We start from the raw sequence: 12,954 nt of genomic DNA, 5'->3' as shown, positions 1-12,954 counted from the left end.
GGTGCGGCGAAAATGCAGCCCATGCCGACGCCCACCCCGCCCAAGATGTCCGCCACCACCGACGCGGTCGCGGGCGAGCTGCACGCCCCTCGCGTAGGTTGGACCAACCTGGACAACGCCACCGGCCACCAGAACATGCTGCAGCTGATTCAGCTGCGCTGGTTCGCCGTGGTGGGGCAGGTGGTCACCATTCTGTTGGTCCACTACGGCTTCGCCATTCGGCTGCCGCTGGACCACATGCTGCAGGTGCTGGCCTGCCTGGCGTTGTTCAACATGGTCAGCCTGTGGCGCTCGCGCAGCCCGCGGCGCGTGACCAACGGCGAGCTGTTCCTGGCGCTGCTGATCGACGTGGCCACGCTCACCGCGCAGCTCTACCTGAGCGGTGGCGCCACCAACCCCTTCGTGTTTCTCTTTCTGTTGCAGGTGACCTTGGGCGCGGTGCTGCTCAAGCCCTGGTCGACCTGGACCATGGTGGTCATCACCAGCCTGTGCTTTGCGCTGCTGGCGCTGTTCTCGCGCCCGCTCGCGCTGCCGCTGGACCACGACCGCGGCCTGGGCAGCCCCTACGTGCAGGGCATGCTGGTGTGCTTTGCGCTGAACGCGGCGCTGCTGGTGATCTTCATCACCCGCATCAGCCGCAACCTGCGTGCGCGCGATGCCCGGCTGGCCGACCTGCGCCAGCGCGCCTCCGAAGAAGAACACATCGTGCGCATGGGCCTGCTGGCCTCGGGCGCCGCACATGAACTGGGCACGCCGCTGGCCACGCTGGCGGTGATCCTGGGCGACTGGCGCCGGCTGCCGCACTTCAGCTCCGACCCCGAGCTGCTCACCGAGGTGGCCGAGATGGAGCTGCAGATACAGCGCTGCAAAAGCATCGTGAGCGGCATCCTGATGTCGGCCGGCGAGGCGCGCGGCGAGTCGTCAGAAGAAACCACCGTGAGCACCTTCCTGGACGACCTGGTGCAGGAGTGGCGCACCACCCGCCCCATTGAAGACTTCGAGTACGACAACCACTTTGGCCGGGACCTCTCCATGGTTTCCGACTCGGCCCTGAAGCAGATGATCTGCAACGTACTCGACAATGCCCTGGAGGCGTCGCCGCACTGGCTGCGGCTGGAGGCGGCGCACGATGCCGACGCGCTGACGATCACCGTCACGGACGCCGGCCCCGGTTTTCTGCCGGCCATCCTGAAGGAGTTCGGCAAGCCTTATCAGTCGAGCAAGGGCCGCCCCGGTGGTGGCCTGGGGCTGTTTTTGGTCGTCAACGTGGCGCGCACGGTGGGGGGTCGCGTCTCGGCGCTCAACCGGCCCGAGGGCGGCGCCATCGTGAAGATCACTCTGCCGCTGGCGGCCATCGTGCTGGAGGAAGAGCCCGAGGAACACGACGACGAAGACGACGAGGAAGACCATGACGGCCAGGGCCATCTGAACCACCTGAACGCCAAGGCCCTGCACGGCCCCACCACCGAACCGAAAGCCCATGACAGACACCGAAGCTGAGCGCCAGTTGCTGATCGTCGAGGACGACGACGCCTTCGCACGCACGCTGGGCCGTTCCTTCGAGCGCCGCGGCTATGCCGTGTCGCAGGCCGGCAACCTGGGCGAGATCGAGGCGTTGCTGGCCGCGCGCTCGCCCGGCTTCGCGGTGGTCGACCTGAAGCTCAACGGCGAGGCCTCCGGCCTGGCCTGCGTGCAGATGCTGCACCGGCACAACCCGCAGATGCTGATCGTGGTGCTCACGGGTTTTGCCAGCATCGCCACGGCGGTGGAGGCGATCAAGCTGGGCGCCTGCCACTATCTGGCCAAGCCGTCGAACACCGACGACATCGAGGCCGCCTTCGGCCGCGCGGCCGGCACCACCGAGGTGGAGCTGACCAACCGCTCCACGTCGATCAAGACGCTGGAGTGGGAGCGCATTCACGAGACGCTGGCCGAGACCGGCTTCAACATCTCGGAGACCGCGCGCAGGCTCGGCATGCACCGGCGCACGCTGGCGCGCAAGCTGGGCAAGCCGCAGGTGAAGTAATCTGCGCAGTCACCGCACTTGCATGAGGTACAGATGACAGTCCGTTCACGCACGCACACGCTTGCACCCACTTCGCCCCGCACCGCCGTTCTGGCGTCCCGCGAGCAGACGGCGATGGAAGAACTCTTCAATGCGCTCAGCCACGGCCTGGGCCTGGCGCTGGCGATCGCGGCATTGCCGATCCTGGTGTACAGCGCGGCGCAGAAGGGTCAAGCCGCGGGCGTGGTGGGCGCGTGCCTGTTCGCGGGCACGGCCATCGTGCTGTACCTGATCTCCACGCTGTACCACGCATTGCCCATGGGCCGGGCGAAGGCCTGGTTCAACCGGCTGGACCATGCCGCCATTTACCTTTTCATTGCGGGCAGCTACATGCCCTTTTTGTTCGGCGTGTTGCGTGGGCCGTTGGGGTGGACGCTGTTCGGCGCCATTTGCGCGGCGGCGGTGTTGGGGGTGAGCGCCAAGCTGTTCAACAAGCTGCAGCATCCGCTATGGTCGACGGGGCTGTATGTGGCGATGGGCTGGATGGCGCTGATGGCGGCGGTGCCGCTGTATGAGCGCATGTCGGCGGCAGGGCTGGGATGGCTGGTGGCGGGCGGGCTTTTCTATACGGCGGGGGCGGTGGTGTTCCTGTTCGACAACAAGGTTCGTTTTGCGCATTCGGTGTGGCACTTGTTCGTGCTGGCCGGCAGTACCTGTCACTTCTTTGCTGTGCTCTGGCATTCGCACGGGTGACTTTTTGGGGGCGCTGTCGTTCAAGGCGCTGTTGAATTCGTTCGGGGCGCGTGCACAGGCCGCCGGGTACTCCCCTCCGCGAATGTCCCCCGCTTCGCTCCTCCTTTATTTCGCTGCGGGGAGTACCCGACGCCCTGTGCACCAGGGCACGCTCTGCGGTGATCGCGCGATCAACCACTGCTCTGAAAACGCTCACGCCGATGGTGGGCTTCTTTTCGCGAAATAAAGGAGGAGGGGCGAAGCCCCGGGGGACATTCGAGAAAAGAAGCACGCCGTCGGCGTGAGCGTCGCCCTGAACAACGGCCCAAAACAAGCGCTCAGTAATGCGGCGGCAACTCGTCCCGCGGATTGCTCCCCGATCCGTCCTGCATCGCGTTCTGACTCTGCTCACGCAGCTGCGTGACCTGCTGAATCAGCCGGTCGATCTGCTGCTGCTGACGGTAGATCGTCATGTTGAGCTGGTCCAGCAGGTCTTCGGCGTAGCTCGACTTGATCTCGAGTTCGGTCACGCGTTCGGTCAGGGCGTCGGGTTGGTTTTCCATGACGCTATTGGACAGGAAGACGCGCACGCCTTTTGTGACGTTCATCGGTCGCTACCGGCACATCGACCGGCACCTCCCCCCGCAGGAACAGGAACACCACCAGCGCCGTCAACACCGTCACGCCCGCCAGCACCCACAACAGCGTGCCGAACGCCGCGCCGTAGGCTTGCAGCACCCCGGCGCGGTCCATGCCGGGCAACAAGGCCAGCGCCTGCAACATGTCGCCCGTGGTCACGCGCTGCGCCGCCTGCGAGACCGTGGCGCCATGGCCCAGTTGCCGCGCAACCAGCGCCGTCAGGCCCGCCCCCACCAACGCCAGCGCAATGCCCTCCCCAGCCACCCGCACCGTGTTGAAGATGCCCGACGCCATGCCCGCGCGCTCGCGCGGCACCACGCTCACGGCAAGACCGTCCATCAAACCCCACGGCAGGCCGATGCCCGCGCCGATCAGCAACAGCGCGCCCGTCAGCTCATGCAGCGGCGCACCGGGCGCGCAGCGGCTGAGCCACAACAGCCCCGCCGCGCACGCCAGCAGCCCCACCGCTGAAATCGCGCCCGCCGAAAAACGGTGCGCCAGCGATGCCGCCAGCGTCGGCACGACAAGAATCGGCCCCGACAGCGCGAACATGAAGCCGCCAGCCTCCAGCGCGCTGCGCCCCTCCAGCCCGATGAAGCGAATCGGCAGCAGCACCAGCAACACCACAAAGCCATAGGCCGGCGCCGCGGCCAGCAGTTGCACGCCGACGAAGCGCGGAAAGCGCAGCAGCGACAGGTCGAGCATCGGGTGCGCCACGCGCCGTTCGATGGCGATGAAGGCGGCCGCCATCAACGCCGCCCCCGCGAGCGCGCCGACAACCCAGGGGCTGCCCCAGCCGCTGTCTGGCGCCTGCAGCACGCCCAGCGTCAGCAGGCTCAGCGCGGCGGTGAAGCTCAGCGCGCCCGGCAGGTCGAGCCCCATCGCATGGGGGTTGCGCGACTCGCGCATGCACGGCGCGGCGATGCACAGCGCCAGCAGGCTGGCCACGCCGGGGCTCAGCATCACGGCCTGCCAGCCGACGCTTTGCGCGAGCCAGCCCGACAGCATGGCGCCGCACGACAGCCCCACGCCGAACGAGGTGCCGATCAGGCTGAACGCCCGCGTGCGCGCCGCGCCGTCGAACACCTGCGCCAGCGCCGCCGTGCCCGCCGCAAACGCCGCCGCCGAGCCCAACCCCTGCAGCGCGCGCACCAGGTCGAAAGCCACGATGCCGGGGGCCAGCGTCAGCAGCGAACTGCTCAGCGCCACCACCGCCAGCCCCAGCAGAAACACGCGCTTGCGTCCGTACGCATCGGCCAACGCACCGGCGGCCATCAGCGTGGCGCCAAAGCTCAGCATGAAGGCGTTGGTCACCCAGTTGAGTTGCACCGGGCTGCCGCCCAGCGCGCCGTGCAGGGCGGGCAGCACCACCGCCGGGCCGGTGAAGCTCAGCGGCATGCCCAGCGCGGCCAGGCAGACGGCGGCGAGCAGCCAGTTGTTGGACGAGGTGGAGTGGATCGGGGGGATCGGAGGCATCGAGGGCTTTCGCGCAAAGAAAAAAGCGGAAGCACGAAGATAAAAAGGATTCAATCGAACAGGAATACCTGCTTCGATCCTCAAACTCCCAACCCAAGGTTGCCAATCCATGGACAGTTTCAGCGGACTCGAATCCTTCGTGCGCGCGGCCGACCTGCTGAGCTTTGCCAAGGCCGGTCGCCTGCTGGGCATCTCGGCGTCGGCGGTGGGCAAGAACGTGGCCCGGCTCGAGCAGCAGCTGGGCGTGCGCCTGTTCAACCGCACCACGCGCCACACGCGGCTCACGCAGGAAGGCGCGCTGTTCCATGAGCGCTGCCGCCGCATCCTGGACGAGCTGGACGACGCGCGCGCCATGATGCAAGACGCAGTGGCCGCCCCGCGCGGGCGCCTGCGGGTGAGCCTGCCGACCATCGGCTACCGCTTTCTGCTGCCGATGCTGCCGGCCTTTCAGGCGCGCTACCCGGAGATCGAGCTCGACCTGGACTTCAACGACCGGCTGGTCGACGTGATTGCCGAAGGCGTGGACGTGGCCATCCGCAGCGGCGAGCTGGTCGACTCGCAACTGGTCGCGCGGCGCCTGGGCCCGTTCGGCTTTGTGCTGGTCGCCTCGCCGGCCTACCTGGAACGCCGCGGCGTGCCCCTCACCCCGGCCGACCTCGCGCAGCACACCTGCCTGCGCTACAAGTTCTCGACCGGCGGCAGGCTGGAGGAATGGAGCCTGCCGGGCCTGCCCGAACCGCTGCCGCCCGGCCTGCTGTGCAACAACATGGAGGCGATGCTGGGTGCGGCGGTGGCGGGCATGGGCGTGGCGTACATGCCCGACTTTCTGGCGCGCGATGCGCTGGGCCGCGGCGAGCTGCAGCGCGTGCTGGCCACGCATTTGGCGCGGCAGGGGCAGTTCTCTGCGCTGTGGCCGTCCAGCCGGCAGCTGTCGCCGAAGGTGCGGGCGTTCGTCGACTTTGCGGGCGAGCACATGTTCAGGGAGGCCGGCGACACACCGGCGGTTACGAACTAAGGGCTTAATTTTTCGGCGACTGTGCCGATAGAACGGGGATGCCGTCGCCCAGCGCCATTCCAGCCCCCTCGGACCCCTCTGCGTCCTCGCCCGGGCTCGCGCCCGCGCCCGAACGCCTGGTGCTCTCCGAGCTGATCGGCTCGCTCAGCCATGCGCTGGACCTCACCTCGGGCCAGCCCCGGGGGCATTGCGTGCGGGCCTGCTGGATCGGCATGAACATCGGGCGGCAGATGGGGCTGCACGAGGCGTCGCTGCGCGACCTGTACTACACGGTGCTGCTGAAAGACCTGGGCTGCAGCAGCAACGCAGCGCGCATCTGCGAGCTGTACCTCACCGACGACCTGTGCTTCAAGCGCGACTTCAAGGCGGTGGGCGACAGCTGGCCGCGCATGCTGCGCTTCGTCTTCAGCCACACCGGGTCCAGCCACTCGGGGCGAAAGGCCGGCCTGCCGGCGCGGCTGCGCAGCCTGCTGCACGTGCTGCGCAACGAAGCGCAGATTGCCGACGAACTCTTCCGCACCCGCAGCACGCGCGGCGCCGCACTTGCGCGCAAGTTGCGCCTGGGCGAAACAGTGGCGCAAGGCATTGCCGACCTGGACGAGCATTGGGACGGCAACGGCCGCCCGCAGCGGCGTCAGGGCGATGCAATTGCATTGCCCGCGCGCATCGCGCTGCTGGCGCAGGTGGTCGAGGTGCACCACGCGGCGGGCCATGCGCCGCTGGCCATTCACGAGGCACGGTCTCGCGCGGGCACCTGGTTCGACCCGGCGCTGGTCGCGGCTTTCGACCATGTGGCGCTCGACCCGATGTTCTGGCACCGCCTGGCATCGCCAGCGCTGGAGGCGCGCGTGGCCGCGATGGCGCCCGCCAGCGCACGGGTCGTGGTGAGCGACGACCACCTCGACGACATTGCCGAGGCCTTCGGCGAGGTGGTGGACGGCAAGAGCCTGTTCACCGCCGGCCACAGCGCGCGCGTGGCGGCCAGCGTGGACGGCATCGGCATACAGCTCGGCTTGGCGCCCGCGCGCCGGCGGTGGCTGCGCCGCGGCGCGCTGTTGCACGACATGGGCAAGCTCGGCGTGAGCAACACGGTGCTCGACAAGCCCGGCAAGCTGGACAGCACCGAGTGGGCCGCCGTGCAGCAGCACGTGCTGCACACCGAAGCCATTCTGTCGCGCGTGGGCGCCTTCGGCCACCTCGGGCGCATGGCCGCGGCCCACCACGAGCGGCTGGACGGCACGGGCTACCCGCGCGGGCTGAAGGCGCCGCAGATTCCGCTGGAGACCCGCATCATCACTGCCGCGGACATCTTCGACGCGCTGTGCGCCAGCCGCCCCCAGCGCGCGGCGATGCCGGTGGCGCAGGCGCTCACGGTGATGGCCGCCAGCGTGGGCACGGCCATCGACCCCGCCTGCTTCGAGGCCCTTCAACGGGTCGTCGCATGAACCTCTCGAGCAGTCTTTTCAGGGCATCGAAAAAATAGCCTCTAGCGCAATTAAATTGCGCACATTTCTTACATCCAGACAAACATCAGGTGCGTACTGTCATGACACTGTTTTCTCAGCCTCCAGTCATGAACCCCTTCGCATCCCTGGTTTCCCTTCTGTCGGGCCGACGTGTTTCCGCGCGGCGCCAACTCCAGTCGCTCTACCGCAACCAGGCGGTGATCGAATTCACGCCCGATGGCACGGTGGTGTTCGCCAACGAACCCTTCCTGGCGCTGATGGGCTATTCGCTCGATGCGCTCAAGGGGCGGCACCACCGCACCTTGGTCGATCCGGTCGAACAGGAGTCACCCGAGCACGCGCAGTTCTGGCGCCGGCTGCAGCGTGGCGAGGCTTTCGTGGGGCGCTGCCGGCGCATCACCGGCGACGGCAGCGAGGTGTGGCTGCAGGCCAACTACAGCCCGGTGCTCGACGCATCTGGCAAGGTGGTGCGGGTGGTGAAGTACGCCATGGACATTTCGCAGCAGGCGCTGCGCGACGCCGAAACGCAAAGCCAGCTGGCCGCGGTGGGCCGCGCGCAGGCCGTGATCGAGTTCGACCTGCAAGGCCGCATCCTGCGCGCCAACCGCAATTTTCTGGACGCCATGGGCTACCGCCACGAAAGCGAACTGGTCGGCAAGCACCACAGCATGTTCGTGCGCGCGGACGAGCGCCAGAGCGAGGCGTACCGCGCCTTCTGGCAGCACCTGGGGCGCGGCCAGTTCCACCAGGGCCAGTTCGCGCGCGTGGGGCGCAACGGCAACACGGTGTGGATCGAGGCCAACTACAACCCGGTGCTCGACCAGGCCGGCCAGCCCTTCAAGGTGGTGAAGTACGCCACCGACATCACCGCGCGGTTCGAAGCCACGCGCATGGTGCAGGGCGCGTTCGAGGAACTGCAGCACCTGGTCAGGCAAAGCGCCAGCCAGGCGGACAACGCGCATTCGCACACCCGCGAGGTGGCCCGCGTTGCGCTCGACGGCGCCGGCGCCTCGGCCGACGCGGTGAGCACCATGCAGCAGATTCAGGCCGACTCCAAGCGCATTGCCGACATCGTGGGCCTGATCGACGGCATTGCGTTCCAGACCAACATGCTCGCGCTCAACGCGGCGGTGGAAGCCGCCCGCGCGGGCGAGCAGGGCCGCGGCTTTGCGGTGGTGGCCGGCGAGGTGCGCAGCCTGGCGCACCGCAGCGCGGCGGCCGCGCGCGAAATCAACGGGCTCATTTCGGCCTCCACGGCACGCGTGCAGGTCGGCAATGCGAAGGTGCAGGAGTCGGGCCGCGTGATGCAGGAGATTCAGCAGTCGGCCCAGCAGGCCTCGCGCATCATGGAAGCGATCGTCGACGCCTCGCGCACGCAGGACGCGCGCCTGAGCGCGGTCAATGAAGCGATGGCGCGGCTCGAAGCCGCGGACAGCCGGGGCTGAGCCCCGGGGCCGCGGCGCCGGCCGGTCAGGCTGGCTCTGGTACTGCCGGGACTGCAGCGACAGCTGCGGGGGCTGCGGCGGGTGCCGGTGCTGCCACGGGCGCGGCCTGCGTCCCCATCCGGCTCAATGCCAGCGCCGCCTGCAACGGGTACAGCGTGCGCGGATCGCCCTGCGCGGTGTTGCTCACCGTCGTTCCGTTGCGCGCGTCCAGGCTGGCCGTGCGCACCGCGTCCAGCCGGTGCGTGGGCACCATGAACGGCGAGTGCGTGGTGTACAGAATCTGGTTGCCGAAGTCCGCCTCGAAGTGCGCCAGCAGGTCGGCCTGCGAGTGGGCGTGCAGGTGCAGGCCCGGCTCGTCCAGCAGCAGCACCGCGTCTTGCGCGCGGGCGCCCTGCGTGTCGGCAAAGAACGCGATGTAGAACGAAAAGAACCACTGAAAGCCGCGGCTGCGCTCGTCCAGGTTCACCTCCACCTCATAGGCGTCGTTGGCGTCCGACACCAGCGTGTCCAGGTGCTGCCCGTCGAGGTTGAAGCGCACCTTCAGCGGGCGGTCTTTCCACAGACGGCGGATCTCTGCCGTCACCACCGCGCCGGCGCGGTTGACCAGCTGGTTGCGCGTGGCCAGGTCGTTCTTTTCGAGCAGGCCCTGCAGTTGCTGCGGGTCGAGCCCCGCCACCTTGCACAGCTTGCCGAAGCTCTGCTGCGCGGGCGTCAGCTGCCCCCAGCCCTGGCGGCCCAGGTACTCGGCGATGTTCTGGCGGCCCGGCAGCGCGGGGTATTCGTCGACGTACACGAAGCGCGGCAGCTTCTCGATGACCCAGGCCTGCGCCCGGGCCAGCGCGGGTGCGTCGTTGGCAATGGCCAGGGCCATGTCCTCCAGCTCGGCCAGCATCTGCTCCTGCTTGTCGCTGAGCTCGCCGCCCGCCACGGCCAGCGCCTTGCGCAACGCCTGCGCCGCCTTCACCGCGCCGGCCGACCAGCGGATGTAGTCGGGGCTCATGATCATGGCGGCGTCGAAGGTGTCGGCCTCCTGCTCGAGCAGGGCCTTGGCCTCCTCGGCCACCTTCTCGGCGGCGGCCTTCACGGCCGGGACGATCTTGCGCACCTTGCCCTTGATGTCGCTCACGTCCAGCGACAGCGCGGCCAGGCCTTCGAGGCCGGCGCGGCGGTCGGTGGCGTAGCCCCGGCTCACGGTGACGTGGCGCACGCCGGCCGCGCGCGGCAGCATCTCGGCCAGCGCGGCCTGCTCGCTGTCGTCCAGCAGCCAGCGCGTGAACACGACCGGTGTTTCACCGGTGCATTCCTCCAGGCGGCGGTGGCGCGGAAAGTCCTTGATGGGGCTGAGTTCGACCAGGCCGTCGGCCGGGTTCAGGCTGTGCAGTGCGCGCAGCAGGTTCGACTTGCCGCTGTCGTTGCGGCCGAGGATGGCCGTGATCTGCGAGGAATCGATAAGGCCGCTGTCGTTGATCGAGCGAAAGTGGGTGATCTGGAATGACGCCAAGCGCATGCAGGGGTTTCTCTTCTGAATTGAATACGGGGTCGGGGAATGTATGGCATCCCCGACCCCGTCTTGCCGATGACAGAAGAAAAAACTTTCAGTGCCTGCTTTGGCGGTATTCCGGCACTACTCCGGCACTACGCCGAACCTACTCCGACGCGCGCCGCAACGTGTCCACCACCGGCCGGCGCAGCACGTCGCGCAGGCCCCACCAACCGGCCCCCAGCGCCAACACCGCGCCCGCCAGCGCGCCCGCCACCGGCACCAGCGGCGACGCAGTCCAGGTGAACTCGAACACATAGCGCGCCAGCGCCCAGCCGATCACCGAGGCCACGATGCTCGCCAGAAAGCCAGCGAGCAGGCCCACGCCCGCCAGCTCGGCGCGCTGCACCTGGCGCAGCAGGCTGGCACGCGCGCCCACCGCGCGCATCACGGCAAATTCGCGGGCGCGCTCTTCGCGTGTGGCCGTCACCGCGGCAAACAGCACCACCAGCCCGGCCGCCAGCGTGAAGCCGAACAGAAACTCCACCGCGCGAATCACCTGGTCGAGCACGCGCTGCACCTGGTTGATGGTCGCGCTCATGTCCACGTTGGTCACGTTGGGGTAGCTGCGCACCAGCGCGTTGTCGAAGCCCTTGGTCTCGGGCGCGCGGAACGCGCCCATGTACGTGACCGGCACGTCGGCCAGCGAGGCCACCGTGTACATCACGAAGAAGTTGGCGTGCAGCGAGCCCCAGTCGACCTTGCGCAGCGAGGTCACGCGCGCGTCGTTCTGCATGCCGCCGATGTCGAAGCGCAGCGTGTCGCCCAGCTTCAGGCCCAGCGTGTCGGCCAGGCCCTCTTCCACGCTCACCTCGCCCTTGGCGTCGGGCGTCCACTTGCCGGCCGTGATGCTGTTGTGCTCGGGCGCCTGCACGCTGTTGCTCAGGTTGAACTCGCGGTCCACCAGGCGCTTGGCGCGGTCTTCGGCGTAGTCGTCGGGCGTCACGGGCTTGTCGTTGATGGCGACCAGCCGGCCGCGGATCATCGGGTACCAGTCGAACTTGCCCACGCCCGCGTCGCGCAGCGACTTCTGGAACGCCTCGCTCTGGTCGGGCATGACGTTGATGACGAAGCGGTTGGGCGCGTCCGGCGGCGTGGCCTTGCGCCAGCTGGCCACCAGGTCGGTGCGCAGCAGCACCAGCAGCACCAGCGCGAGCAGGCCCACCGACAGCGCGCTGACCTGCACCACCGCATAGGCCGGCCGTGCGGAGATTTGCCGCGTGGCCAGCACCAGCCAGCGCGGCGCGGTGGTTTCGTTCACGCTGCGGCGCAGCACCTTCACCGCCAGCCAGCTCAGCAGCGCAAACACCGCCACCGCCCCCGCGAAGCCGCCCACCGCAATCAGCCCCAGCGTGATGTCGCTGCTGGCCGCCATCAGCAAGGCCGCGAAGCCCGCCACGCCCACACCCAGCACCGCCAGCGACGCCGGCTTGAGCCCGCCCACGTCGCGCCGGATCACACGCAGCGGCGGCACCTTGGCCAGCTGCAGCACCGGCGGCAGGCCGAAGGCGAACAGCAGCGTCAGCCCCATGCCCATGCCGAAGGCCACGGGCCACAGCGTGGCGGCCGGCAGTGCCGTTTCGACCAGGCCGGCCAGCAGCAGCACGAACACGTAGTGCACCGCAAAGCCGATGGCCACGCCCAGCCCGCTGGCCACCAGGCCGATCACCGCGAACTCGAAGGCATAGGCCGCGGCGATGGTGCGCTGGCTCTGGCCCAGCACGCGCAGCATGGCGCAGTCGTCCAGGTGGCTGGCCGCGAAGCCGCGCGCGGCCAGCGCCACGGCCACGGCTGAGAGCAGCGCCGCCAGCAGCGCCACCAGGCTCAGGAATTTTTCGGCGCGGTCCAGCGTCTGGCGCATTTCGGGGCGGCCGCCCTCGAAGGAGTCGAGCCGCACGCCGCGCTGGTCGCCCTTCTTGATGGTGGCGTCGGCCCAGTCGGTGAAGCGCTTCACCGCAACGTCGTTGCCGGCCACCGCATAGCGGTAGCCCACGCGGCTGGCCGGCTGCACGAGCGCGGTGCGCGCCACGTCGGCCTGGTTGAGCATCACGCGCGGGGAGAAGCTCATGAAGCCGGCGCCGCGGTCGGGCTCCAGCGTGATGACGCGGCCCACGCGCAGGCCGGTGTCGCCCAGCAGCAGCGTGTCGCCGACCTTCAGGCCGAGCGAGTCGAGCAGCGAGGCATCGACCCACACCTCGCCGGCGGGCGGAATGTCGCGCGTGACGGTGCCCGCGCCTTCCAGCGTGGGCGAGGTCTGCAGGCTGCCGCGCAGCGGATAGCCGGCGGTAACGGCCTTCAGCGCCACCAGCTTGCTGGCGCCGCCCTGCGCGTCCTCGGCCCGGGCCATGGTCGGAAAACCGTAGGTGCCGCTGCCCTGCAGGCCCAGCGCCTTCGCCTGCGCCACGAAGGCTTCGGGCGTCGGGTTGTCGCTGACCACTACTGCGTCGCCGCCCAGCAGTTGTCGTGCATCGCGCTTCAGGCCGCCCTGCAGGCGGTCGGCAAAGAAGCCGACGGCGGTGAGCGCGGCCACGGCCAGCAGCACGGCAACGATCAACAGGCGCAACTCGCCGGCGCGCAGGTCGCGCCAGAGCGTGCGCCAACCCAGGCGGAGAGAGGCATTCATGGGCGCGACGATA

Annotated in this window: 10 protein-coding genes; 6 read left to right on the top strand and 4 right to left on the bottom strand. The window is 68.8% G+C overall.

Annotated elements, in window-relative coordinates:
* The first annotated feature begins 21 nt into the window (after positions 1-21).
* From VLK31_RS16980 to trhA, 3 genes are all read left to right on the top strand, one after another.
* Entirely contained in the window at positions 22-1,500 is a 1,479-nt protein-coding gene (locus tag VLK31_RS16980) for an ATP-binding protein (protein ID WP_409169587.1), read from the top strand.
* Positions 1,481-2,026: a response regulator transcription factor gene (locus tag VLK31_RS16975; protein WP_409169586.1), complete on the top strand. Its 546-nt coding sequence runs from the start codon at positions 1,481-1,483 to the stop codon at positions 2,024-2,026. Before VLK31_RS16980 ends, VLK31_RS16975 begins: the two co-directional genes overlap by 20 nt.
* A gap of 114 nt (positions 2,027-2,140) precedes the next feature.
* The gene (gene trhA, locus VLK31_RS16970) at positions 2,141-2,758 is read left to right on the top strand and encodes a PAQR family membrane homeostasis protein TrhA (RefSeq protein WP_409169778.1); all 618 of its coding nucleotides are present in this window, start codon (positions 2,141-2,143) and stop codon (positions 2,756-2,758) included.
* A gap of 317 nt (positions 2,759-3,075) precedes the next feature.
* On the opposite strand, the gene VLK31_RS16965 is transcribed toward trhA, so the two are convergent.
* Both VLK31_RS16965 and VLK31_RS16960 read right to left on the bottom strand, forming a co-directional pair.
* On the bottom strand, positions 3,076-3,300 hold the full coding sequence (locus tag VLK31_RS16965; protein WP_409169585.1) for a SlyX family protein: 225 nt from the start codon (positions 3,298-3,300) through the stop codon (positions 3,076-3,078).
* Between the two features lie 4 nt (positions 3,301-3,304).
* Complete coding sequence (locus VLK31_RS16960) at positions 3,305-4,852, bottom strand: MFS transporter (protein WP_409169584.1); 1,548 nt, start codon at positions 4,850-4,852, stop codon at positions 3,305-3,307.
* Between the two features lie 109 nt (positions 4,853-4,961).
* Between VLK31_RS16960 and VLK31_RS16955 the strand changes: the two genes are divergently transcribed.
* The 3 genes from VLK31_RS16955 to VLK31_RS16945 all read left to right on the top strand — a co-directional run bounded on the left by VLK31_RS16955 (position 4,962) and on the right by VLK31_RS16945 (position 8,778).
* Positions 4,962-5,867, top strand: coding sequence for a LysR family transcriptional regulator (locus tag VLK31_RS16955; protein ID WP_409169583.1), 906 nt, complete (start codon positions 4,962-4,964; stop codon positions 5,865-5,867).
* Positions 5,868-5,905: 38 nt separating this feature from the next.
* Positions 5,906-7,312 carry an HD-GYP domain-containing protein gene (locus VLK31_RS16950; RefSeq protein ID WP_409169582.1) on the top strand — a complete coding sequence of 469 codons (1,407 nt, stop codon included), beginning with the start codon at positions 5,906-5,908 and terminating at the stop codon, positions 7,310-7,312.
* 128 nt (positions 7,313-7,440) lie between these two features.
* Positions 7,441-8,778 (top strand): methyl-accepting chemotaxis protein, encoded by a 1,338-nt coding sequence (locus VLK31_RS16945; RefSeq protein WP_409169581.1) that lies wholly within the window; start codon positions 7,441-7,443, stop codon positions 8,776-8,778.
* 25 nt (positions 8,779-8,803) lie between these two features.
* Here VLK31_RS16945 and VLK31_RS16940 read toward each other — a convergent pair whose 3' ends face one another.
* Together VLK31_RS16940 and VLK31_RS16935 are read right to left on the bottom strand one after the other, a co-directional pair.
* Positions 8,804-10,285, bottom strand: a complete 1,482-nt coding sequence (locus tag VLK31_RS16940; protein WP_409169580.1) for an AAA family ATPase — start codon at positions 10,283-10,285, stop codon at positions 8,804-8,806.
* Positions 10,286-10,424: 139 nt separating this feature from the next.
* Positions 10,425-12,941, bottom strand: a complete 2,517-nt coding sequence (locus VLK31_RS16935) for an ABC transporter permease (RefSeq protein ID WP_409169579.1) — start codon at positions 12,939-12,941, stop codon at positions 10,425-10,427.
* Between the last annotated feature and the right edge of the window lie 13 nt (positions 12,942-12,954).

This window comes from Variovorax sp. H27-G14 (genome assembly GCF_046156345.1).
GTDB lineage: Bacteria > Pseudomonadota > Gammaproteobacteria > Burkholderiales > Burkholderiaceae_C > Variovorax.
The sequence above is the reverse complement of the archived record's forward strand: the minus strand, read 5'-3'. Positions and strand labels throughout refer to the sequence as shown.

Bases quoted from the DNA above. Each gene is read 5' to 3' on its own strand.
- VLK31_RS16980 (WP_409169587.1), top strand. From the start codon at position 22: ATGCCGACGCCCACCCCGCCCAAGATGTCCGCCACCACCGACGCGGTC.
- VLK31_RS16940 (WP_409169580.1), bottom strand. From the start codon at position 10,285: ATGCGCTTGGCGTCATTCCAGATCACCCACTTTCGCTCGATCAACGAC.
- VLK31_RS16935 (WP_409169579.1), bottom strand. From the start codon at position 12,941: ATGAATGCCTCTCTCCGCCTGGGTTGGCGCACGCTCTGGCGCGACCTG.
- VLK31_RS16965 (WP_409169585.1), bottom strand. From the start codon at position 3,300: ATGGAAAACCAACCCGACGCCCTGACCGAACGCGTGACCGAACTCGAG.
- VLK31_RS16975 (WP_409169586.1), top strand. From the start codon at position 1,481: ATGACAGACACCGAAGCTGAGCGCCAGTTGCTGATCGTCGAGGACGAC.
- VLK31_RS16955 (WP_409169583.1), top strand. From the start codon at position 4,962: ATGGACAGTTTCAGCGGACTCGAATCCTTCGTGCGCGCGGCCGACCTG.
- VLK31_RS16945 (WP_409169581.1), top strand. From the start codon at position 7,441: ATGAACCCCTTCGCATCCCTGGTTTCCCTTCTGTCGGGCCGACGTGTT.
- VLK31_RS16950 (WP_409169582.1), top strand. From the start codon at position 5,906: ATGCCGTCGCCCAGCGCCATTCCAGCCCCCTCGGACCCCTCTGCGTCC.
- trhA (WP_409169778.1), top strand. From the start codon at position 2,141: ATGGAAGAACTCTTCAATGCGCTCAGCCACGGCCTGGGCCTGGCGCTG.
- VLK31_RS16960 (WP_409169584.1), bottom strand. From the start codon at position 4,852: ATGCCTCCGATCCCCCCGATCCACTCCACCTCGTCCAACAACTGGCTG.